This window comes from Malikia granosa, assembly GCF_002980595.1.
Lineage (GTDB): Bacteria > Pseudomonadota > Gammaproteobacteria > Burkholderiales > Burkholderiaceae_C > Malikia > Malikia granosa.
Window position 1 is genome coordinate 43,137 of record NZ_PVLQ01000008.1, and the last position, 21,538, is coordinate 64,674.

At 70.6% G+C, this 21,538-nt stretch carries 15 protein-coding genes and 3 tRNA genes; 10 read left to right on the forward strand and 8 right to left on the reverse strand.

What is annotated here, in order from left to right; all coding sequences use genetic code 11:
• Positions 1 to 76: 76 nt before the first annotated feature.
• On the reverse strand, positions 77 to 1,393 hold the full coding sequence (locus C6P64_RS01320; RefSeq protein ID WP_105746794.1) for an MFS transporter: 1,317 nt from the start codon (positions 1,391 to 1,393) through the stop codon (positions 77 to 79).
• A gap of 208 nt (positions 1,394 to 1,601) precedes the next feature.
• Positions 1,602 to 3,044 carry a D-alanyl-D-alanine carboxypeptidase/D-alanyl-D-alanine endopeptidase gene (gene dacB, locus C6P64_RS01325; protein ID WP_105746795.1) on the reverse strand — a complete coding sequence of 481 codons (1,443 nt, stop codon included), beginning with the start codon at positions 3,042 to 3,044 and terminating at the stop codon, positions 1,602 to 1,604.
• 34 nt (positions 3,045 to 3,078) lie between these two features.
• Between dacB and tsaB the strand changes: the two genes are divergently transcribed.
• From tsaB to C6P64_RS01340, 3 genes are read left to right on the forward strand one after another with little or no spacing between them, the layout of a single operon-like run.
• The gene (tsaB, locus tag C6P64_RS01330; protein WP_105746984.1) at positions 3,079 to 3,945 is read left to right on the forward strand and encodes a tRNA (adenosine(37)-N6)-threonylcarbamoyltransferase complex dimerization subunit type 1 TsaB; all 867 of its coding nucleotides are present in this window, start codon (positions 3,079 to 3,081) and stop codon (positions 3,943 to 3,945) included.
• Positions 3,942 to 4,541, forward strand: coding sequence for a GNAT family N-acetyltransferase (locus C6P64_RS01335; RefSeq protein WP_245911587.1), 600 nt, complete (start codon positions 3,942 to 3,944; stop codon positions 4,539 to 4,541). Before tsaB ends, C6P64_RS01335 begins: the two co-directional genes overlap by 4 nt.
• Positions 4,538 to 5,608: a uracil-DNA glycosylase gene (locus tag C6P64_RS01340; RefSeq protein ID WP_105746796.1), complete on the forward strand. Its 1,071-nt coding sequence runs from the start codon at positions 4,538 to 4,540 to the stop codon at positions 5,606 to 5,608. Before C6P64_RS01335 ends, C6P64_RS01340 begins: the two co-directional genes overlap by 4 nt.
• A gap of 50 nt (positions 5,609 to 5,658) precedes the next feature.
• Here the strand turns inward: C6P64_RS01340 and C6P64_RS01345 are convergent, their stop codons facing one another.
• Genes C6P64_RS01345 through C6P64_RS01360 form a run of 4 tightly spaced genes read right to left on the reverse strand, consistent with a single transcriptional unit; the run spans position 5,659 to position 12,966 of the window.
• Positions 5,659 to 6,714: a 6-phosphofructokinase gene (locus C6P64_RS01345; protein WP_105746797.1), complete on the reverse strand. Its 1,056-nt coding sequence runs from the start codon at positions 6,712 to 6,714 to the stop codon at positions 5,659 to 5,661.
• Between the two features lie 47 nt (positions 6,715 to 6,761).
• A complete protein-coding gene (mltA, locus tag C6P64_RS01350; RefSeq protein ID WP_105746798.1) occupies positions 6,762 to 8,015 on the reverse strand; it encodes a murein transglycosylase A in 1,254 nt (417 codons plus the stop codon).
• Between the two features lie 47 nt (positions 8,016 to 8,062).
• Positions 8,063 to 8,869, reverse strand: coding sequence for a carbon-nitrogen hydrolase family protein (locus C6P64_RS01355; protein WP_105746799.1), 807 nt, complete (start codon positions 8,867 to 8,869; stop codon positions 8,063 to 8,065).
• The gene (locus C6P64_RS01360) at positions 8,866 to 12,966 is read right to left on the reverse strand and encodes a YhdP family protein (RefSeq protein WP_170073018.1); all 4,101 of its coding nucleotides are present in this window, start codon (positions 12,964 to 12,966) and stop codon (positions 8,866 to 8,868) included. Before C6P64_RS01360 ends, C6P64_RS01355 begins: the two co-directional genes overlap by 4 nt.
• 45 nt (positions 12,967 to 13,011) lie before the next feature.
• Here C6P64_RS01360 and glnE point away from each other — a divergent pair, with 45 nt between their 5' ends.
• On the forward strand, positions 13,012 to 15,789 hold the full coding sequence (glnE, locus tag C6P64_RS01365; protein WP_105746986.1) for a bifunctional [glutamate--ammonia ligase]-adenylyl-L-tyrosine phosphorylase/[glutamate--ammonia-ligase] adenylyltransferase: 2,778 nt from the start codon (positions 13,012 to 13,014) through the stop codon (positions 15,787 to 15,789).
• Between the two features lie 84 nt (positions 15,790 to 15,873).
• On the opposite strand, the gene C6P64_RS01370 is transcribed toward glnE, so the two are convergent.
• The gene (locus C6P64_RS01370; protein ID WP_105746801.1) at positions 15,874 to 16,491 is read right to left on the reverse strand and encodes a glutathione S-transferase C-terminal domain-containing protein; all 618 of its coding nucleotides are present in this window, start codon (positions 16,489 to 16,491) and stop codon (positions 15,874 to 15,876) included.
• 79 nt (positions 16,492 to 16,570) lie between these two features.
• Here C6P64_RS01370 and purB point away from each other — a divergent pair, with 79 nt between their 5' ends.
• Positions 16,571 to 18,019, forward strand: a complete 1,449-nt coding sequence (purB, locus tag C6P64_RS01375; RefSeq protein WP_105746802.1) for an adenylosuccinate lyase — start codon at positions 16,571 to 16,573, stop codon at positions 18,017 to 18,019.
• Positions 18,020 to 18,098: 79 nt separating this feature from the next.
• On the opposite strand, the gene C6P64_RS01380 is transcribed toward purB, so the two are convergent.
• Positions 18,099 to 18,797: a ProQ/FinO family protein gene (locus C6P64_RS01380; RefSeq protein WP_105746803.1), complete on the reverse strand. Its 699-nt coding sequence runs from the start codon at positions 18,795 to 18,797 to the stop codon at positions 18,099 to 18,101.
• 57 nt (positions 18,798 to 18,854) lie between these two features.
• Between C6P64_RS01380 and C6P64_RS01385 the strand changes: the two genes are divergently transcribed.
• The 5 genes from C6P64_RS01385 to C6P64_RS01405 all read left to right on the forward strand — a co-directional run bounded on the left by C6P64_RS01385 (position 18,855) and on the right by C6P64_RS01405 (position 21,528).
• Positions 18,855 to 18,930 (forward strand) — tRNA-Lys (locus C6P64_RS01385).
• An 85-nt stretch (positions 18,931 to 19,015) separates the two neighbouring features.
• Positions 19,016 to 19,091: transfer RNA gene (locus C6P64_RS01390), tRNA-Lys, on the forward strand.
• 73 nt (positions 19,092 to 19,164) lie between these two features.
• Positions 19,165 to 19,240: transfer RNA gene (locus C6P64_RS01395), tRNA-Lys, on the forward strand.
• 266 nt (positions 19,241 to 19,506) lie between these two features.
• Positions 19,507 to 20,436: a branched-chain amino acid ABC transporter permease gene (locus C6P64_RS01400; protein ID WP_105746804.1), complete on the forward strand. Its 930-nt coding sequence runs from the start codon at positions 19,507 to 19,509 to the stop codon at positions 20,434 to 20,436.
• Between the two features lie 15 nt (positions 20,437 to 20,451).
• Complete coding sequence (locus C6P64_RS01405) at positions 20,452 to 21,528, forward strand: branched-chain amino acid ABC transporter permease (RefSeq protein ID WP_105746805.1); 1,077 nt, start codon at positions 20,452 to 20,454, stop codon at positions 21,526 to 21,528.
• Positions 21,529 to 21,538 lie beyond the last annotated feature (10 nt).

Genomic DNA, 21,538 nt, shown 5'->3' on the forward strand with positions numbered 1-21,538 from the left:
ATGGACCGGAATGTTCCGCCGGGGGAGCTGGCCTGCGCTGCCGGCCAGCCAGCCGGGTATCAGCCCGCCCCGTGCTTCAGCGGTTGCCGGCGCTGCGCGACATCGGCACCAGCAGCGTCAGCGTGATGCCGAACACGCCGATGCAGGCCAGCACGTAGAAGATCGAGTCGAGCGCGATGCCGGCGCTGATCAGCAGGCTGCCCAGCATCGGGCCGCCGATGCCGCCCAGGCGGCCGAAGCCCGCGCACCAGGCCACGCCGGCGGCGCGCACATTGGTGCGGTAGTAATTGGCGACGAAGCCGTAGATCAGCGTCTGGGTGCCGCTGGTCCCCAGGCCGACGATGGCGACAATGCACAGCAGCGCGGCCAGCGGCAGGCCCAGGGTCAGCAGGATCAGCGCGACCGCGCCGATCGCGAAGGTCGCTGCCACCACCGGCTTGGGGCCGAAGCGGTCGGCAAAGCGCGAGGCCAGCAGGGCGCCGAACAGCGAGCCACCGTTGAGCACCAGCAGGAAGGACAGCGAGCCCTTGGCATTGAAGCCGGCGCGCAGCATCAGCTCGGGCAGCCAGGTGTTGAGCGAATAGACCAGCACCAGGCCGGTGGCGCTCATCAGGCCCAGGATCAGGGTCGGGAACAGGTAATGCGCCGTGAACAGGCCAGCGAAGCCGGTCTTGTCATGCCCGCTGGGCTCGTGCTGGGCGCTGCCAGGGGCGGCGAGTTCGGGAATCGGCACCCCGGTGCGCTCGGACATCGCGCGCGCCTCGTCCATGCGGCCGCGCGCGGCCAGCCAGGCGACCGACTCGGGCATCTTGAAGTAGGCCAGCGGCAGCAGCGTGACCAGCGGCAGCGCGCCGATCCAGAACATGCCGCGCCAGCCGATATGTTCCATCAGCAGGATGGCCAGCAGCGCCGACAGCAGGCTGCCGAGCGGGATGCCGCCGTTGGTGATCGCGTTGATCATGTTCTTCTTGCCCTTGGGCGCGTATTCGGCCACCAGCGCGGCGGTCGTCGCGACCAGCGAGCCCACGCCCATGCCGGTGAAGAAGCGCAGCCAGCCGAAGGTGTCGGTGGCCATGGCCGACAGCGCCATGCCGAGCGAGAACCAGGCGTAGGAGGTCAGGATCACCTTGCGGCGGCCCAGGATGTCACCGACGGTGCCAGCCAGCAGCGCGCCGACCATCACGCCGACCAGCGCGTAGCTGCCGAGCGCGCCGGCGATGGCGGGGGTCACGGTGCCGATCTGCGACGGGTCGCGCAGGAAAGTCGAGACCACGGCGCCGTAGACGACGAGGTCATAGCCGTCGAACACCAGGCCCAGGGTCGCGAGAGTCACGACCCAGATGACGGTGCGCATGCGGCGGGCGTCCTGCCCAGGATCAGAAGGGTTTGCCATGGTTTGCTCCAGAAGGGGGGGGCTGTGGACGGTGCCAGCGCGAGCCGAAGGAGGCGCCGGACAGTTTCAGGATAGATATTCAGTACACATTAAATAAGCATACTTATCATAAGTTTACTTTTTAAACTTGCGCAAAGCTTACAGTAACCTTACAAAATGAGTCTCTCGGACCTGCGGGTGGGGACGGACAGGGCGCCGTGCGGCCTTGTCAGGGCTGGCGCTGGGCCGCCCAGCGCACCAGGGCCTCGAGCGCCGGTTTGGCGGCGCGGGCCTCCGGGTGGTTGACGATCGCGACCAGCACCAGGCGCTGGCCGTTGGCGCCATGGACATAGCCGGCCAGCGCCTGCACGTCGCGCAGGCTGCCGGTCTTGAGGTGGGCCTGGCCGGCGTCGAGCGCGCTGCGCCGCAGCGTGCCGTCCACGCCGCTGACCGGCAGCGAGGCTGCCAGGTCGGGCATCAGGCCCGAGTTCCAGGCCTGCTGCAGCAGGCGCGCCAGCGCGCTGGCGCTCAGGCGTACCTCGCGGCCGAGTCCGCTGCCGTTGCCGACCTCGGGCAGCCGGGTGCCCGGCCCGAGCTTGTCCCGCCACCAGTCTTCCAGCGCCTGCCGGGCTTCGGCCAGCCCGGTCGGCGTGCCGTCATGCCCGGCCTGGCCCAGGGTCAGGAAGATCTGCTGCGCCATCACGTTGTTGCTGTACTTGTTGGTCTCGCGCACGACTTCGGCCAGCGGCGGCGACTCGAAGCTCAGCCGCAGGCTGGCCTGCGGCGGCACCCGGCCCTCGCGCACCTGGCCATCGAGCTGGCCGCCCAGCGACTGCCACATGCCCGCCACCGCGCGCGCGGCCAGGCGGGCCGGTTCGGGATGGGCGATCGGCCATTCGCGCGCGCCGCAGGCCGCCCGGTAGCGGCCGGCGAAGCGCGGCCGCAGCGGGTCCGAGAAGTCGGCGCGCAGTGCGCCCCGCCAGTCGCCGCAGGCCTCATCGGCGCGGCTGGCCTCGAGCGGCACGCTGGCGGGCGGTTCGACGCCGGCCAGCGGCGGCTCCAGCGTCACGCGCGCGACGCCGGCCTCGGTATCGGGCATGAAGCCGAACACCTGGCTGCGGTAGTTGATCAGCAGCGCGTCGGGCGCGGCGTTGTAGGGCTTGAGCGGTTCGCTGTCGAAGGCGCCCGGGTCGGTCTCGGGCAGGGCGAAGGCGCTGCGGTCGAGCCAGATGTCGCCCGTGATGCGCCGGATGCCCAGGCCCTGGACCCGGCGCAGCAGCAGCCAGAGCTTTTCGCTCACCAGCTTGGGGTCGCCGCCGCCCTGCAGGTAGAGGTCGCCTTGCAATACACCGTCGCGTACCGGCCCGTCGCTGTAGACCCGGGTCTGCCAGCGGAAGTCGGGTCCGAGCCGGTCCAGCGCCGCATAGGTCGTGACCAGCTTGAGGGTGGAGGCCGGGTTGACCGGTACTTCGGCGCGCCAGGCCAGCAGCGGCGCGCGCCCGGGCCGTGTCTCGAGCAGGACGGCGGACAGCGCGTCGGCCGGCAGCTTGGCGCGCGCCAGCAGGCTCGCGACCTCGGGTGGCAGCGCCGGCTCCGCCCTGGCTGCCGCGGTCAAGGTCATGGCCAGCAGCGCGGCCCCCGCGAGTTTGATGATTCCGGATCGCTCGAGCATGGCGGCGATTATCCGCGCCAAGGATAATCATGCCATGTCCGTTTCCGCCGCGCCCTCCATCTCCCCCTACGCCGACCTGCCCGCCACCCTGCCGCCCGGGGCGCGGGTGCTGGCGCTGGACACCAGCACCGATCGCCTGAGCGTCGCGCTCGGCAGTCCGGATCAGCCCGAGGGCTGGCTGCTGCACGAGGGCGCTGGCGGCGCCCAGGCCTCGGCTGCGCTGATCCCGCTGATCCGCCAGCTGCTGGAGCAGGCCGGCTGGCCGCTGGCCGGGCTCGACGCGATCGCCTTCGGTTGCGGGCCCGGCTCCTTCACCGGCCTGCGCACCGCCTGCGCGGTGGTGCAGGGCCTGGCCTACGCGGCCCGTCCGGGTGGCATTCCGGTGCTGCCGGTCAACACCCTGCTGGCCGTCGCCGAGCAGGCGCGCTGGCAGCGCGAGCAGCGCGGCGAGCCCTGCCCGCAGCGCCTCGTTGCCGCGCTCGACGCCCGCATGGACGAGCTCTATGTCGCCGAATTCGCGCTGGCAGGCCGTCCGGCCCAGCCGCGCCTGGCCAGCGGGCCCTGGCTCAGCGCGCCCGAGGCGCTGCAGCTGGCCGATGGCTGGCCCGAGGCCGGCACCGGCCCGACTCCGCTGCTGGCCGGCAACGCGGTGCCGGTCTACGGCCCGCGCCTGCCCGCTGCCTGGCAGGCCGCACCCCAGGAGGCTGCATGGCCCACTGCTGCCGCCATGCTGCGGCTGGCGCCTGCGCTCTGGGCCACCGGTGCAGCGGTGCCGGCGGCGGCCGCGCAGCCGCTCTATGTGCGCGACAAGGTGGCGCAGACCACCGAGGAGCGCGAGCGCATCAAGGCCGAGAAGCTGGCGGCGGCTGCAGCGGCAGCGAATGCGGGAGCTGGCGCGTGAGCCAGCACATCGCCCCCGGCAGCACGCCGTCCTGGCTGGCCGCCGACCCCGCCGCAGCCGGTCGTCCCTGGGCGCTGCTGGCGCTGGACGAATCGACCTTGCCCCTGGTGGCCGAGGTCGAGCGCAGCACCCACGACCATCCCTGGGGCGAAGGGCATTTCCGCGACTCGATCGCGGCCGGCTACTGGTGCCAGCTGCTGGTCACGCCGGCGCTGCCCGGCGATCCGGAGGCCTGGGCCGGCGCGCCGCGCCTGGCCGATGGCCGCCTGCTGCTGGCCTATCTGGTCGCGATGCCGGGCTATTGCGAGGCGCATCTGCTCAACATCACCACCGTGCCGCTGCACCGGCGCCAGGGCTGCGCGCGGCTGCTGCTCGAGGCGCTGCAGGCCTGGTCGCTGTGCCAGGGCGCCGAATGCCTGTGGCTGGAAGTTCGTGCCGGCAATCTGGGCGCGCGCGCGCTCTACGAGCGCCAGGGCTTCCGCCAGGTCGGCCTGCGCCGCGGCTATTACCCGATGGATGGCGCGCAGCGCGAGGATGCCGTGATCATGAGCCTGCCGCTGGTCCCGGCCGCTGCCGAGACGGAGGTCGGCGCATGAGCGGGATCGAACTTCAGCCCCCGGCCGCCAGCGGCGACGCCGAGACCAGCCCGGCCTGGCCCAGGCTGGATGCCCGCCAGGCCGCGATGCTGGCCGAGATGGGGATCAATTGCTGGTGGCAGGAGCTGCTGGCGCCGGAACCGGCGGCACGCCCGTCCGCTGGCGCTGCGCCCGCTCGCAGCGCCACGGCAACCACCCCGGCGGTCGCGCGCGTGCCGCAGCAGGAGGCGAGGGCGGCGCAGCCGGCAGCCGCCCGTCCTGTGACTATTCCACCGGTCGCCGCACCCACCGTCGCGACCCAGTCGCCGATGCGGCCCGCGTCGGCGGCATTGCCATCGCATCAGCCTGCCGTGCCGCAGGCGTCGCCGCCTGCCGTCGCGACACCGGCTGCATCGGCCCCGGTGACCCGTGCCCCCGCACGCGCCGTCATCCCGCTGGCCGTGGCGCCGGCCGAGGTGCCGGCCGACCAGTCCGCGCTGGTGGAGGCGATCCGCGCCTGCAGCGCCTGCGAGCTCGGCAGCCGGCGGCGCCATGCCGTGCCCGGCATGGGTGATCCTGCGCCCGACTGGCTGGTTGTCGGCGAGGCGCCGGGCGAGGAGGAGGACCGCCAGGGCCTGCCCTTCGTCGGCCGCGCCGGCCAGCTGCTCGACCGCATGCTGGCCGCGATGGGCCTGGACCGCCAGCACAAGGTCTATATCGCCAACGTGATCAAGTGCCGCCCGCCGCACAACCGCAACCCCGATCCGGTCGAGATCGCGCAATGCGAGCCCTGGCTGCTGCGCCAGATCGAGCTGCTGCAGCCGCGCTTCGTCCTCGCGCTCGGGCGCTTCGCGGCGCATACCCTGCTGGCCCATTCGACCCGGCCCGGTGCCGAGGCGCTGGCCAAGCTGCCGCTGGGCAAGCTGCGCGGCCAGGTGCACGAGATCGAGATCGCGGGTCGGCGCCTGCCGCTGGTGGTGAGCTACCACCCGGCCTATCTGCTGCGCAGCCCGGGCGAAAAGGCCAAGTCCTGGGCCGATCTCTGCCTGGCGCTCGATGCCTTCGGGCGGCTGCCGCCGCGCGGCTGACCTGGATCAAGGTGCTGGCCGGGCTGGCTTGCGCATGACGGCGGCGGGCTTCAGCCCTCGCCCAGCGAGACCCCGATCTGCCTGGCCGTGCGCAGCAGAGGATGGTCGAGCGGCACCTGGCGCGACTGGTGCGCGACCTCGGCCAGCGGCAGGCTGGCCAGCCGCTCGCCCTGCAGCGTGACCATGCGGTTGAACTGGCCGGCCATGACCAGCTGCGCGGCCTCGTTGCCGAACTGCGTTGCCAGCACGCGGTCGAACGGGGTCGGCGTGCCGCCGCGCTGCACATGGCCGAGCACGGTCGCGCGCACTTCGCTCTCGAGCAAGGGCTGCAGCTGTTCGCGCAGCGCGTGCGCCACGCCGCCGAGCCGGACCGGGTCCGGGCTGTCGGCCACGCGGCGCTCGACCGTCATCGCGCCGCCGCGCGGCTTGGCGCCTTCGCCGATGCAGACCAGGCTGTGGCGGCCGCGCCGCTCGCGCTCGCGGCAGACCGCCGCCACCGCCTCGACCGAGTAGTCGATCTCGGGCAGCAGGATCACGTCGGCGGCACCCGCCAGTCCGGCCTCGAGCGCGATCCAGCCCGCGTAGCGGCCCATGGTCTCGACGATCATGACCCGGCCGTGGCTCTGGCCGGTGGTCTGCAGGCGCTCGATCGCCTCGGTCACGGTCGCGACCGCGGTGTCGAAGCCGAAGCTGCGTTCGCAGCCGACGATGTCGTTGTCTATCGTCTTGGGCACGCCGACGATGGGCAGGCCGCGCTGAGCGATGCCATGCGCGATCGCCATCGTGCCGTCGCCGCCGATCGCGACCAGCGCGTCCAGGCCCAGGCTGCGCGCGTGCGCCATGGCCTGCTCCGCGGTCGCCTCGTCGCGCAGCGGATTGGCCTTGTTGCTGGTGCCCAGCATGGTGCCGCCCTGCATCAGGATGCCGCTGACGCTGTCCCAGTCGAGTGGCCGGGTCTGCGGCACTTCGCCCATCAACCCGGCGAAGCCGTTGCGGATGCCGATCACCTCGGCGCCGCATTGGCGCAGCAGCGACTTGGTGACCGCGCGGATCACCGCATTGAGTCCGGGGCAGTCGCCGCCACCGGTCAGCACGCCTATGCGCATATTGGCCTTCCTGTTCTGGCCCGCCAGCGGGCCGACGTCACCGACTGTTACTGGCTGCGTGGCCACAGCGCCCAGAGCTCGAGCGGCTGCTTGAGCCCGGCGGCCAGGGTATAGGCCTCGTCGCCCCAGCCGGTGAAGTAGTCGGCACGCACCGCGCCGACGATCGCGCTGCCGGTGTCCTGCGCCAGCACCAGCTTCTCGATCTGCGCCGCCGGGCCGGCGCTGCGCAGCCAGACCGGGGTGCCGTAGGGGATGCTGTCGCGGTCGACCGCGATCGAGCGGCCCGGCGTCAGCGCCACGCCCTGGGCGCCGCGCGGACCGAAGCGGGCCTCGAATTCGCCCAGCGCTTCCTCGCGGAAGAACACCATGCGCGGGTTGGCGGCCAGCATCTCGGGCACGCGGCTCGGGTTCTGCTGGGCCCAGGCGCGGATCGCCTCCCAGGTGCCGCTGCTGATCAGCTTGCGATCGAGCAGCCAGCGCGCGACGCTCTGGTAGGGCTGGCCGTTGGTGCCGGCATAGGCCAGTCGCACCTGGCGCTGGCTGCCGTCGGGTTCGGTGATGTTGAGCCGGCCCGAGCCCTGGATCTGCAGCAGCAGCGCATCGATCGGGTCGGCCAGCCAGGCGATCTCCTGGCCCTTGAGCGCGGCCCTGGCCTGCGGCGAGCGCTCCATCTCCTGCCGGCTGTACCAGGGCGTGCCGTTCTTGACGCCGGCCGGCAGCCGGTACAGCGGCACGCCGAAGCTGGCATTGGGCAGCCGGCTCGCGTTCATGACCGGCTCGTAGTAGCCGGTCAGCAGGCCCTTGGTCTCGCCGGCCGGTGCGCTCAGGCGGTAGGGCTGCAGGCGCCGCATCAGCCAGTCATGCTGTTCCTCGGCGCTGGCCAGCGTGAGCTGGCGCACCTCGGCGCAGACCGGGCCGAAGCCGGGCGCGGGCCGCTCGCAGCTGCGCAGCCAGGCGTTCCAGGCCTCGTGCAAGGCGTCATAGCCCCAGCCCGGCAGTTCGCTCCAGCGCGCCGGGGTCCAGACGCTCTTGCCGCGCGCGATCGCCTCCGGCAGCGGCTGGCTGTCGGCCCATTGCCAGGCCACCGAGCTCTGCGGCGTGACCACGGCGGTGCGCCCCGCCGGGTCGAGCGGCGCGCTGCGGCTCGCTGGCAGGCGGTCCTGCACGGGGGGCAGCACCGTGCTGCAGGCCGCCAGCAGCGTGGCGCTGGCGAACAAGGCCGTCCGGCGCAGCAGGGCCGCGCCAGGCCGGCGCGCCAGCTCGCCTGGCGGCGTCGGGGAGGACAGGATCGGGCTGTGCATGGCTGGAATTTTCTCACGCGCGGGCGCTGCCGGGGCGCCCGTCGGGCTCAGAGCCGGCGATGCTGCAGCGCCGGCAGCTGCTGGCGCACCGATTGCAGCCGCTCGCGCTCGAGCTCGCAGACCACCAGCCCGGCGCCGACCGCATGCTGGCCCAGGATGGCGCCCCAGGGATCGACCACCAGGGTCTGGCCCCAGGTGTGACGGCCGTTCTCGTGCAGGCCGCCCTGGGCGCTCGCGATCACGAAGGCCTGGTTCTCGATCGCACGGGCGCGCAGCAGGACTTCCCAGTGCGCCTGTCCGGTGGTGTAGGTGAAGGCCGAGGGCACGACCAGGATGTCGGCCGCGAGCTGGCGGTACAGCTCGGGAAAGCGCAGGTCGTAGCAGACGCTCAAGCCCACGCGCCAGTCCTGGCCGCTGCGGTCCTTCAGCGTGAAGGCGGTCGGTTGCTCGCCCGCGACCAGCGCGGCGGCCTCGTCGTAGCGTTCGCGGCCGTTGTCGTAGCGGAACAGGTGGATCTTGTCGTAGCGCGCCGCGACCTTGCCCCGGGGGTCGTAGACCATGCTGGCATTGGCCGCATGCTCGGGGTCGTCGGTCGCCATCGGCAGCGTGCCGCCGACGATCCAGAGCCCGAGCTCGCGCGCGGTATCGGACAGGAAGTCCTGCACCGTGCCCAGGCCGGGCGTCTCGGCCAGCAGCAGCTTGTCGCGGTCGCTGCGACCCATGAAGCAGAAATACTCGGGCAGCACGGCGAGTTCGGCGCCGGCCGCGGCCGCCTGGTCGAGCAGGCGGTGCGCCTGGGCCAGGTTGCGGTCCACGCTGATTTCCGAAACCATCTGGATGGCGGCGACTTTCATGGTTGTACTCCTTGGGGTTTTTCTGGCGGCTTGGTGCTGCCGGGTTCGACTGTCTCGACTTTCGGGTCGTACCACGATCCGCTGATGTGGAACTGCTGGGTGGTCGCCGCTCGCAGCGGCTTGCCGATCAGGTATTGCGCCACGAAGCTGCCGAGCCCGATGGCCGGATTCACCAGTCCGGCCATCAGCGAGGCGCCGCCTGCATTGAGCTCGGGGATCACGAGGGCCGAGATGTCCTGGGTTTCCTGGCCCAGGTCGGCCGATCCATCGAGGAAGACCGCCGCGTTGACCCCCTTCATCTGCAGGTTGTCGCTGCTGATCACGCCCTGGGCGATGCGGGCGCTGCCGCGCACCGAATCGAAGGCAAAGCCCTCGCTGAAGATGTCGCGGAAGTCCAGCGTCAGGCGGCGCGGCAAGGCCTGCAGGCTCAGCACGCCGAGCAGCTTGGCCAGCCCGGGGTCGGCCTGCAGGAATTGGCCGCGCTCGAGCGCGAGCTGCAAGGCCCCGTTCAGGCTCGGCGGGTGCAGCGCCAGCGGCGAGCCCAGCCAGCCCGCCTGGCCGGTCAGCGAGCCCTGGCCGCCGCGCACCACGCCCGGCATGCCCAGCCTGGCCAGCAGCGCGCCGGCATCCTCGATCTCGAGCTTGAACTGCAGCGAAGTGCGCCGCTGCACCGCGCTGGCAGTGCCGCTTGCGTTCCTGGGCTGTGGCGCGATGGCCCAGTGGCCCGTCGCCTGCAGCCGGGCCTCGGGCGAGCTCAGATTCAGCTTCTCGAGCCGCCAGACGCTGCCGGCCTCGCGCTGGGCCGGACTGGGCTGCTGGTTGACGGCCTCGATCTCGAGCCGGCCCAGCTTGCGCGAGCCGAGCTCGAAGTCCTGCACCACGATGTCGAGCGCCGGCAGCCGCACCGGTGCCTGCTGGGTCAGCTGCTCGATCTCGCTGGCGGCGCTGTGCGGCAGCATCAGGTGCTCGAGCCGGGCATAGATGCGCCCGGGCGAGTCGGCGTCGGCCGGCTGGTACTCGACCCGGCCCTTGAGCTGGCGTGCCGCGATCGTGCCGCGCCAGCTGTTGCGCTCGAGCTGGCCCTTGAGTTCGAGCTCATGGAAGCTGCGGCCCTCGTGATCGATCTGGCGTGCGCGCAGCGCCACGGTTCCGGGCCAGTAGGCCCGGCTGTCGCCGGCCAGGCTGGCAGCATTTCCCGGTGTGCCGACAGGTGCGGCAAGTGGCGGCGCGGCAGCAGGCGCCGCCTGCACCGCATCGAAGGCGTCCTGCCAGTCCTCGAGCGAGAGCCGGTCGAAGACGAGCTGCGCCTGCACGCCCCGGGCCGGCAGTGCCGGGCGCTCGGCCCCGAGCGCCAAGGCGCCGCGCAGCACCCGGGTCTGTCCCGCCTGATGCTCGCGCTCGTAGCGCGCGCTCACCAGCGGCTTGGCCGCCGGGCCCAGGTCCAGGCTCAGCAGGTCGCGCCAGCGGCCATGGCTGGCGGCCTGGGGCGCGACCTCGTAGCGCATCGGCAGGCTTTCGGCAGCGCTCTTGCCCAGCGGGGCGGGCAGGGCCAGCGCCAGGCCCTGCAGGTTCGAACTCACCGCCAGCGCGCTGGCCTCGCCCTGGAACTCCAGCGTCACCTGGTAGCCGGTGCTGCCGCTGGCGATCTGTCCCAGCGCCTGCAAGGCATCCCAGGGGGCAGCCCGCAGGCCGGCGGCGCTGGCGCTGCCCTGGCCGCTGAAGCTGACCACGCCCCCCTTGCCCGGCGCCATGCTGCCCTGGAACACCAGTTCGCCACCGAGTAGCTGGGTGCGTGCCTGCGGCACGTTGAAGCCCTGTTCGCTGAAGCGCAGCGAGCCGCTGGTGCTCGCCAGCGTCGGCGTTTCCGGCGTGAACTGCATGTCATTGCCGGGGAACTGCACCAGGCCCTCGACCCGGCTGGCCTCGATCTGCTCGAGCGGCAGCTCGAGCCGCAGCTGGACCTGGGTCTGGCCATCGATGCGTGCCTGCTCGAGCGCGCCCGCGGTCATGCCCCGCAGCGGCGAGCGGTTGACGAAGGCCAGCGCATCGGCCGCCGGTCCCGCGATCTGGCCCTTGATCTGCAGCTGCGGCGCATGCGTCAGGTCCGGAATCCGGGCCTCGACCTGGCTCGCGCGCAGTTGCGGCAGCTCGGCAAGCTGGGCCCGGCCCTTCACGATCGCGAGCGAGTTGCCGTCGATCTGCAGTTCGGCATCGATCTGGCTCAGCGCCGGCCAGGCCGGCCGGCCCTCGGCATTGCGCATGGCCGGCACATAGTCGAGCTCGACCCCGCTCAGGCTGGCCTGCACGCTGAACTCGCCGCTGCCGGGGCGGCTGAAGGGAAAGTCCGCCAGATCGCCGCGGACCTTGAACCGGGCCGAGCGCGAGTGGCCGTGCCGGACGGCATCGCGCACATAGTGGCGCGCCTCGGCGTTCACGCCCAGCGGCAGGTAGCGATGCACGCGGGTGCCGTCGGCGCGCGACAGCGTGGCATCGAGCTCGAGCCGGCCCGGGAAGCGGCTGTGCGGCTGGCCACTGGGCGGGCTGCCGGCCGGATCGCTGGTCTGCCAGCGGCCCCTGGCCTGGCCTTCGGCATCGGCGTTGGCAAAGCGCAGTTGCGGGACTTCGACCTGGATGCTGTCGCCAGCGACCGTCCATTGCAGCTCGGTCTGCAGCCGGTCGAAATCCAGCCTGGGCTGTTCGAACAGGCCCGGGAAGTCGAGCGCGCCATGCTCGAGCTGCAGGCTGGCCTGGCCGCCGCTGTCGCTGGCATCGAAGTCCAGGCTGGCCCCGCTCAGTCCGGGTCGGCCGTCGCTGGCGCTGCCGGCGGCCAGGCTCAGGTCGCTGACCCGGCCCTTGGCCTGCCAGCGGCCCTGAAGCTGCGGGCCGGCCTGCCATTGCAGCTCGAGCTGCTCGACCAGTCCGGCCGGCTGCAGCCGGTCCAGCCAGTCGCGCCCCCGGGCCGGCAGCGGCAGATGCCCGGCGAGCTGGCGCAGCGCCAGCAGGTCGAGCCGGTCGCCGTCGAGCCGCAGCTGCTGGACCGCCCCGCCGGCTGCTGGCGCAGCCCGGCTTTCGCGGTAGCGCAGATTGCCGCCCGGCCAGCTCGTGCCCTGGTCGGTGCGGAAGGCCAGGTTCCGGGTCGCGATCTCGAGCTCGCCGGCCTGCTGCTTCAGCTCGATGCGGCCGCCGAGCTGCTGCAGCTTGAGCGGCGCGAGCTCGGGCGCCAGCCGCAAGGCCAGCTGGCGCAGTGCCAGGTCGCCCGTGAAGCCGGTCCACTGGCCACGGCTCAGCTCGCTCCAGAAGGTCAGCGAACCCTCGCCGTCCTGCAACTCCAGCTGTTGCAGCAGGCCGGGATCGAGGTACTGGCGCAGCGGCTGCAGCCTGAGTTCGCCGAATTCGCCGTAGAGCTCGCCGCTCCAGTCCTTCAGCTCGCCTGCGCCGGCCAGCGACAGCAGCGGCTGGCGGAAGCGCCCGCGCAGGCTGAAGCGCGATCCCCAGTCCGCCGGTGGGGTGGCGTCCAGCCGCAGCTGGTGCTGGCGGCCCGGATTGCGCAGCAGCAGGCTGACCGCGCGCAGCTCCAGCGGCGGCGCCTGTGGGCGCAACTCGTCGGTCCAGCGCAGCAGGCCGTCGCGCAGCATGAACTCGCGCTGGGCAAAGAACCAGTCGGCAGCAGCGCTCGGGCCGCCGCGGCTCGCCAATTCGATGCCGGCGACCGTGATCCTGCCGTCGGCCAGGCGGCGCAGCTCGAGCTGCGGCCCGTCGATCACCAGCTGCTCGAAGCCCCGGCCCAGCAGCGAGCGCAGCGACAGGCTGCCGAGCACGCGCGGCAGGCGCAGCGCCTCGCGTCCCTGCGCGTCGTACAGGCGCAGCTCGTGCAGCGTCAGCTGCGGCAGCAGGCCGGCCGATTCGGCCTGCAGCGCGCCGATCTCGACCCGTAGCCCCAATGCCTGCGTGGCGGCTTGTTCCAGCTCGGGCTTCCAGTTTTCGATTCGGGGCACAATGATCCAGTGCAACAGGCCCCAGCCGAGCGCGACCAGGCAGCAGCTGGTCAGCAGCAGCCAGAGCAGGGCGCGTGCCGATCCCGCTGCCAGGCGCAGCATGGCGGTGGGAGGGCGGGTTACAGGATTCATAGGCTAAGAATTATGATGGTCAACGATGTAGCGGACAGTGCCGCTTCGGAGCAATTCGCGCTCAGACATCCCGGTGCGGCCGGGCAGTCGCGCTTCGTGCAGCGCATTCGCCGCCGCTATGAGCAGGAGCTCGCGCTGCTGCCTCCCGGCGCCCCGCGGCGCGCACAGATGCTGCAGACGCTGGCCGCGCTGCGCGCGCGCGGCCTCGACCTCGGCTCCGCCCTGCGCGTGCTGCGCCATCTGGTGCTCGAGCGCCTGGCCGTGCTCGATACCGAATGCGAGGCCCCGCTGGCCATCGTCACGCTGGCTGTCACCGAGCTGGCCGAGATCGCGCTCGACCAGGCCCTGATCCAGGCCCAGCAGGAACTCGACGAGCTGCACGGCGCCCCGCTGTTCCAGGACATGTCGGTGCCTGCGGCCCAGGGCGCGCAGTTCAGGCGCGCCACGCTCTGGGTCGTCGGCATGGGCAAGTTCGGCGCGCGCGAGCTCAACGTCTCGAGCGACATCGACCTGATCTACGTCTACGACAACGACGGCGACACCGCCGGCAACGCGCTCGGGCGCAACCGCATCAGCAACCGCGAGTATTTCGCCAAGGCGGTCAAGCGCATCTACGCCACCGTCGGCGACATCACCGAGCATGGCCAGGTGTTCCGCGTCGACCTGATGCTGCGTCCCAACGGCAGCTCGGGCCCGCCGGCGGTCTCGCTCGGCGCGCTGGAGGAATATTTCCTGATCCAGGGCCGCGAGTGGGAGCGCTTCGCCTGGCTCAAGAGCCGCATCGTCGCGCCGCAGGCCTCGATCCGCGACGGCAGCGCGGGCCAGCTGCGCGGCGTCGTGCTGCCCTTCGTGTTCCGCCGCTACCTCGACTACAACGTGTTCGATTCGCTGCGCAGCCTGCACCGCCAGATCCGCGAGCATGCGGCCAAGCGCGCTGCCGGCTACCCCGAGCGCGCGCATGACGTCAAGCTCTCGCGCGGCGGCATCCGCGAGATCGAATTCACCGTCCAGCTGCTGCAGGTGGTGCGCGGCGGCGCCTTCCCCGAGCTGCGCAAGCGCCCGACCCTCGACGCGCTGCAGCGCGTGACCCGTGCCAACCTGATGCCGGCCGCGACCGCGCAGCAGCTCGCCGCGGCCTACGACTTCCTGCGCCGGGTCGAGCACCGCATCCAGTACCTCGACGACCAGCAGACCCATATCCTGCCGACGCGCGACGACGACCTGGCCTGGATCGCGACCACCATGGGCCATGCCGATACCTGCGCCTTCCTGCATGCGCTCGACGCGCACCGGGAACTGGTGGCGCAGGAGTTCGACACCCTGCTCGGCCACTCGGGCCAGGGTGGCTGCAACGGCAACGGCTGCAACGGACAGCCGCGCAACGGCGTCGAGAGCCTGCAGTCGGTGCTGCCGCAGCTGCCCTCCGCCTTCGCGGCCAAGGTTGCCGAGTGGCTCGAGCACCCGCGCGTGCTGGCGCTGCGCGAGGATGCCCGGGTGCGGCTGGCGCGCCTGGTGCAGCGCACCGGGGCCTGGATCGAGGAAGGCAAGGTCAGCGAGCAGGGCGCATTGCGCATGGCCGACTGGATCGAGCCGCTGCTGCGGCGCGAGAGCTACCTGGCGCTGCTGCAGGAGCGGCCGGCGGTGCACGAGCGGCTGCTGCGCATCTTCGGTGCCGCCAAATGGCCGGCGCGCTACCTGCTCAAGCACCCGGGCGTGATCGACGAGCTCGCCAGCCACCAGCTGTTCGAGGACCGCTTCGATCCGGCCCAGTTCGAGTCCGAGCTCGAGGCGCGCCGCCAGTCGCTGGCCGCCACTGGCGAGGACGACGACGAGGCGCTGCTCGACCTGCTGCGCCGCGCCACCCATGCCGAGACCTTCCGTACCCTGGCGCGCGACGTCGAGGGCGTGCTCAGCGTCGAGCAGGTCGCCGATGACCTCAGCGCGCTGGCCGACACCGTGCTGCGCGTGACCGGGCGCTGGTGCTGGCAGCGCCTCAAGCAGCGCCACCGCGACGAACCGCGCCACGCCATCATCGGCTACGGCAAGCTTGGCGGCAAGGAGCTCGGCTACGGCAGCGACCTCGACATCGTGTTCGTCTACGAGGATGACGACGAGCGCGCGCCCGAGGCCTATTCGGCCTTCGTGCGCAAGCTGATCAACTGGCTCACCGTCAAGACCGGCGAGGGCGACCTGTACGAGATCGACACCGCGCTGCGCCCGAACGGCAATTCGGGCCTGCTGGTCACGACCTTCGACGCCTTCGCCGACTACCAGCAGCAGCGTGGCAGCAACACCGCCTGGACCTGGGAGCACCAGGCCATCACGCGCGCGCGCTGCGTGCTCGGTGCGCCCGAGCTGGCGGCGCGCTTCGACGCCGTGCGCGAGGCCGTCATGAGCGCGCCACGTGACATCCCGGCGCTCAAGGAAGAGATCCGCGCCATGCGCGAGCGCATGCGCGAGGCCCAGCATCTGCAGGCCGGGCGCTTCGACATCAAGCACAGCCCGGGCGGCATGATCGACGTCGAGTTCATCGTCCAGTTCCTGGTGCTGTCGGCCTGCGCCGACCATCCTGAGCTGCGCGGCAACGTCGGCAACATCGCGCTGCTGCAGCGTGCCGAGGCCGCCGGACTGCTGCCGGCCGGCATGGGCGAGGCGGCCGCCGCGGCCTACCGCGAGCTGCGCCACCTGCAGCACCGCGCCCGCCTCGACGAGTCCAGCACCCAGTTCGATCCGGCGCCGCTGCAGCCGCATATCGACGCAGTGCAGGCGCTCTGGACCCAGGTGCTGGGCTGATCCTGGCCGCGGCTGGCGGCGGTGCGCGCCTGCCGCTCGCAGCGCGCAGTCGCCAAGCGCTTGCTGCGAGCCCGTAGCTGCCGCTTACTGCGGCGGGCGCGTGTCGGCGAAGCTAGGCCGGGCCATGAGCTTGTCGTGCAGCTTGAGCAGCCTGGGGTGGCGCTGCCGCCAGTCCAGCTGCGGGAAGCGGAAGTCCAGGTAGCCCAGCGCGCAGCCCAGCGCCACGTCGGCCAGGCTCATGTGGATGCCGTGGCACCAGGGCCGCTCGCCCAGCTGGCGCTCCATCAGCGCCAGCGCGGCCTCGACCTTGCCGAGCTGGCGCGCGATCCAGGCCGGCGAGCGCTCGTCCTCGGCCCGGCCCGGCCAGTGCGATTCCTGGCGCGCCAGCACCGCGGCGTCGAGCAGGCCGTCGGCCAGTGCCTCCCATTGCTTGACCTCCATGCGCTCGCGGCCCGCCGCCGGGATCAGCCGGCCGACCGGCGACAGTGCATCGAGGTATTCGACGATCACGCGCGAGTCGAACACCGCCTCGCCCCCTTCCAGCAGCAGGCAGGGCACCTTGCCGAGCGGGTTGTGCCGCGCGGCCAGGCTGTCGGGCGCCATCACGTCGTCCTCGACATAGGGGCAGTCGAGCTTTTTCTCGGCCAGGACGATGCGTACCTTGCGCACGAAGGGGCTGGTGGCGGTGCCGATCAGTTTCATAGAGTCTTGTTGTCTGGGTGTTCCCTGAGCGGATCATTCTAGTCATGCCACCGCCCGCTCTTCTACAATCCGGGCCATCATGCAAGCAACCACTTCCGTCGAATTCTCCCCCGTCACGGCGTTGTCGCCGCTGGACGGCCGCTACGTTGGCAAGCTCGCCGCGCTGCGCCCCTTCATGAGCGAGTACGGCTACATGCACCGCCGCGTGCAGGTCGAGCTGGCCTGGTTCGAGCATCTCAGCGATGCCGGCTTCGCCGAATTCCCGCCGCTGTCCCCGGCCGCCCGCGCCCATCTGCGCGCCGTCGTCGCCAACTTCAGCCCGGCCGACGCCGAGGCGATCAAGGCGATCGAGAAGACCACCAACCACGACGTCAAGGCGGTCGAGTACTGGATCCGCGGCAACGCCGCCATGGGCGTCAAGGGCGCCTTCGACGGTTGGCCCGAGCTGCAGCAGGCCGGCGAGTTCGTGCACTTCGCCTGTACCTCCGAGGACATCAACAACACCAGCCACGCGCTGCAGATCAAGGCCGGTCGCGACCAGGTGCTGCTGCCGGGCCTCGACGGCATCATCGCCAAGCTGCGCGCGATGGCGCACCAGTTCGCCGCCGTGCCGATGCTCAGCCGCACCCATGGCCAGACCGCCAGCCCGACCACCGTCGGCAAGGAGCTCGGCAACGTCGCCGTGCGCCTGGCCACCGTGCGCGCCAAGATCGCCGACGTCAAGCTGATGGGCAAGATGAACGGCGCCGTCGGCAACTACAACGCCCACCTGAGCGCCTGGCCCGAGTTCGACTGGGAGGCGTTCAGCCGCGCCGTGGTCGAGACCCCGGAAGCCGATGCCGCCACCCCGGCCGACGCGAAGATCGGCCTGGGCCTGACCTTTCAGCCCTACTCGATCCAGATCGAGCCGCACGACTACATGGCCGAGCTGTTCGACGCCATCGCGCGCAGCAACACCATCCTGATCGACATCGCGCGCGACATCTGGGGCTATGTCTCGCTGGGCTACTTCAAGCAGAAGCTGAAGGCCGGCGAAATCGGCTCCAGCACTATGCCGCACAAGGTCAACCCGATCGACTTCGAGAACGCCGAGGGCAACCTGGGCCTGGCCAACGCGGTCCTGAAGCACCTGTCCGAGAAACTGCCGATCAGCCGCTGGCAGCGCGACCTGACCGACTCGACCGTGCTGCGCAACATCGGCGTCGCCATGGGCTACGCGGTGCTGGCGCACCAGTCGCTGCTGACCGGCCTGAACAAGCTCGAGCTCAACGAGGAAGCGCTGGCCGCCGACCTCGACGCAGCCTGGGAAGTGCTGGCCGAGCCGATCCAGACCGTGATGCGCCGCTACGGCGTGCCGGGCGCCTACGAGAAGCTGAAGGAAGTCACGCGCGGCAAGTCGGTCACGGCCGAGGCGCTGCACGCGCTGATCGTCTCGCTCGAGATCCCGCAGGCCGACAAGGATCGCCTGCTGGCCATGACCCCGGGCAGCTACATCGGCAAGGCGGTCGAGCTGGCTCAGCGCGTCTGACGGCAACTCCGCCCATTTGGGGCGGATCGCGCGGCAAAAAGCCCCTTTCCAGGGGCTTTTTGCATTCATGGGGCGGGCTTCAGGCCTGCTGGCTGCGCCGCTTGACGCGCTCGAGCATGCGCTGGACCTCGGCCGCAGGCAGGCCGTAGCTGTCGGCGAAGGCCGCCGGCTCCAGGCCGCTGGCGCTGTAGGCGCGGTGCAGCGCCGCGTCCTTGGCCGCGCGCGCCGCTGCCTCGTCGAGCGCCTGGTCGAACAGCGCCTGCACCGCCGGGTCGCGGCTCGGCAGCAGCGCGGCGTAGTCCTCGCGGCTCAGGCCCGAGGCCTCGAAGGCCTGCGCGATGCGCTGGCGCAGTTTTGGCTTGAGGTCTTCCTGGCTGCGCGCCTGGCGGCGGCGGTGCACTTCGAGCAGGGCATGCAGCACATGCTCGGGTGCCATTGCCTCGACCGCCTGGCCGGCCAGGTCGTGGCGCGCCTGGCCGGCGGCGACGCTGCTGAGGTAGCGGGTAGAACGGGTGTGCAGCGCCAACGCCGCCTTCAGTCCCTCGGCGTCCAGCCCCTCGGGTTGGGCCGCCAGCAGGTCGGCATAGATGCCGCGCTTGAGCGGGCGCGGCTGTTCGCCGAACAGCTTGGGATACCAGCCGGCCAGCTGCTGGAGCACCGGATGGGCAGGCGCTTGCGCGCGCTGCTGACCCTGGCCAGCCGGGGCCGGGCCACGGCGCCGACGCGGCTGGCTGGAGGGTTGGGTGGAGCGGGGCTGCTTGACTTGTGTATCGTTCATGAAAAATTGTCGCCGATTTTTCGGTATCCAGAATTTATGCCATAATAGCCGCTTCTCGGGTTCTTAGCTCAGTTGGTAGAGCAGCGGACTCTTAATCCGTAGGTCGAGTGTTCGAGTCACTCAGGACCCACCAAATACCGAGGAGCAGCGTAACTGCTGCAAATCTTCTTCCGTCAAGGAAGTTCAGCCTCCCGTTGGGAAGCTGGTGCCAGATGAATGGGTTCTTAGCTCAGTTGGTAGAGCAGCGGACTCTTAATCCGTAGGTCGAGTGTTCGAGTCACTCAGGACCCACCATTCAAGGCGCTGCAGGCGAAAGTCTGCAACGCCAGACTTTCGAGCAGATGGCGATCCGCCTTCACGCTTGATTGGGTCGTTAGCTCAGTTGGTAGAGCAGTTGACTTTTAATCAATTGGTCGCAGGTTCGAGTCCCGCACGACCCACCACACACAACCCCGCAGTCACAAGCTGCGGGGTTTTTTGTTTTTGAAAACACCGAGCTTGTCGAGCCAGGGTGTCCACGCGGGCGCAATTCTTGCAAGCGGGATCCTGGTCCGATGCGCGGTCTGTCCTCGTCCCGAGGGTGGACGCAGCGCTCGGTCGAGGGAAAACCCTTGGTGATGCAGCCGGTGCCGCCAAAAGCCGCTGCATACAATCGTCGCACCCGCTTGGCCCGCCCTGCCGGGCCGAGTCACCAGTCAATGGAGTTTTTATGGAAGTCTTGCTTCAGCAGATCATCAACGGTCTGGTGCTGGGCAGCATGTATGCCCTGGTCGCCCTGGGCTACACCATGGTCTATGGCATCGTGAACCTGATCAACTTCGCCCATGGCGAGGTGTTGATGGTCGGCGCACTGACCTGCTGGACCCTGGTCGGCTTGCTGCAGGGGGCCTTTCCCGCCTTGCCGGGCTGGGTCGTGCTGTTGGTCGCGATGGTGCTGGCCAGCGTGGTCGCCGCCGCGCTCAACTGGACCATCGAGCGCGTGGCCTACCGGCGCCTGCGCAACAGCCCCAAGCTGGCGCCGATGCTGACCGCGATGGGCATGAGCATCCTGCTGCAGACGCTGGCCATGATCATCTGGAAGCCCAACTACAAGTCCTTCCCGACCCTGCTGCCGAGCACGCCCTACGAGTTCGCCGGCGCCGTGATCACGCCGACCCAGATCATGATCCTGGGGCTGACGGCGGTGTCGCTGGCGGTGCTGATGTGGCTGGTCAACTCGACCAAGCTGGGCCGCGCGATGCGCGCGACCTCCGAGAACCCGCGCGTGGCCAGCCTGATGGGCGTGCGGCCCGATTTCGTGATCGGCTCGACCTTCGTGATCGGCGCCGTGCTGGCGACCATCGCGGGCGTGATGTGGGCGTCGAACTACGGCACGGTGCAGCACACCATGGGCATGCTGCCGGGCCTCAAGGCCTTCACGGCGGCGGTGTTCGGCGGCATCGGCAACCTGGCCGGTGCCGTGGTTGGCGGCCTGCTGCTGGGCTTGATCGAGGCGATCGGTTCCGGCTACATCGGCGAGCTGACCGGCGGCCTGCTCGGCAGCCACTACACCGACATCTTCGCTTTCGTCGTGCTGATCATCATGCTGACCCTGCGCCCCTCGGGCCTGCTGGGCGAGCGCGTGGCCGACCGTGCCTGAGGCCAGGAGAACCCCATGAAACTGAACCGACTTCAAAAGCTGCTGTTCCTGCTGGCGCTGCTGGCGCTGCCGCTGCTGCTGCAGAGCTTCGGCAACGCCTGGGTGCGCATCGCCGACATGGCGCTGCTCTACGTGATGCTGGCGCTGGGCCTGAACATCGTGGTCGGCTATGCCGGCCTGCTCGACCTGGGCTATGTCGCCTTCTTCGCGGTCGGCGCCTACCTCTACGGCCTGCTGTCCTCGCCGCACCTGACCGACACCTTCCCGGCCATCGCCGCGATGTTCCCGGCCGGCATGCACATGCCGCTGCTCGTGATCGTGCCGGCCGCCGCGCTGCTGGCCGGCATCGCCGGCGTGCTGCTGGGCGCGCCCACGCTCAAGCTGCGCGGCGACTACCTGGCGATCGTGACCCTGGGCTTCGGCGAGATCATCCGCGTCTTCATGAACAACCTGGATCATCCGGTCAACATCACCAACGGCCCCAAGGGCATCGACCAGATCGACGCGATCCACCTGTTCGGCTTCAACTTCGGCAAGAAGCTCGAGCTGTTCGGTTTCGAGATCGCCTCGGTCACGCTCTACTTCTACCTGTTCCTGGCGCTCGTGATGGGGGTGGTGCTGGTCTCGTACCGGATCGAGCACTCGCGCATCGGCCGTGCCTGGATGGCGATCCGCGAGGACGAGATCGCCGCCAAGGCGATGGGCATCAACACGCGCAACATGAAGCTGCTGGCCTTCGGCATGGGGGCGAGCTTCGGCGGCATCTCGGGCTCGATGTTCGCCGGCTTCCAGGGCTTCATCTCGCCCGAATCCTTCAGCCTGCTCGAGTCGGTCATGATCGTCGCGATGGTCGTGCTCGGCGGCATCGGCCACCTGCCCGGCGTGATCCTGGGCGCGGTGCTGCTGGCGGCGCTGCCCGAGGTGCTGCGCTATGTCGCCGGTCCCCTGCAGGCCATGACCGATGGCCGGCTGGACGCCTCGATCCTGCGCCAGCTGCTGACCGCGCTGGCGATGATCATCGTGATGCTGGTGCGTCCGCGCGGCCTGTGGCCGACTTCCGAGCATGGCAAGAGCCTGCAGCATGTCAAGTGAGCCGCAAGGA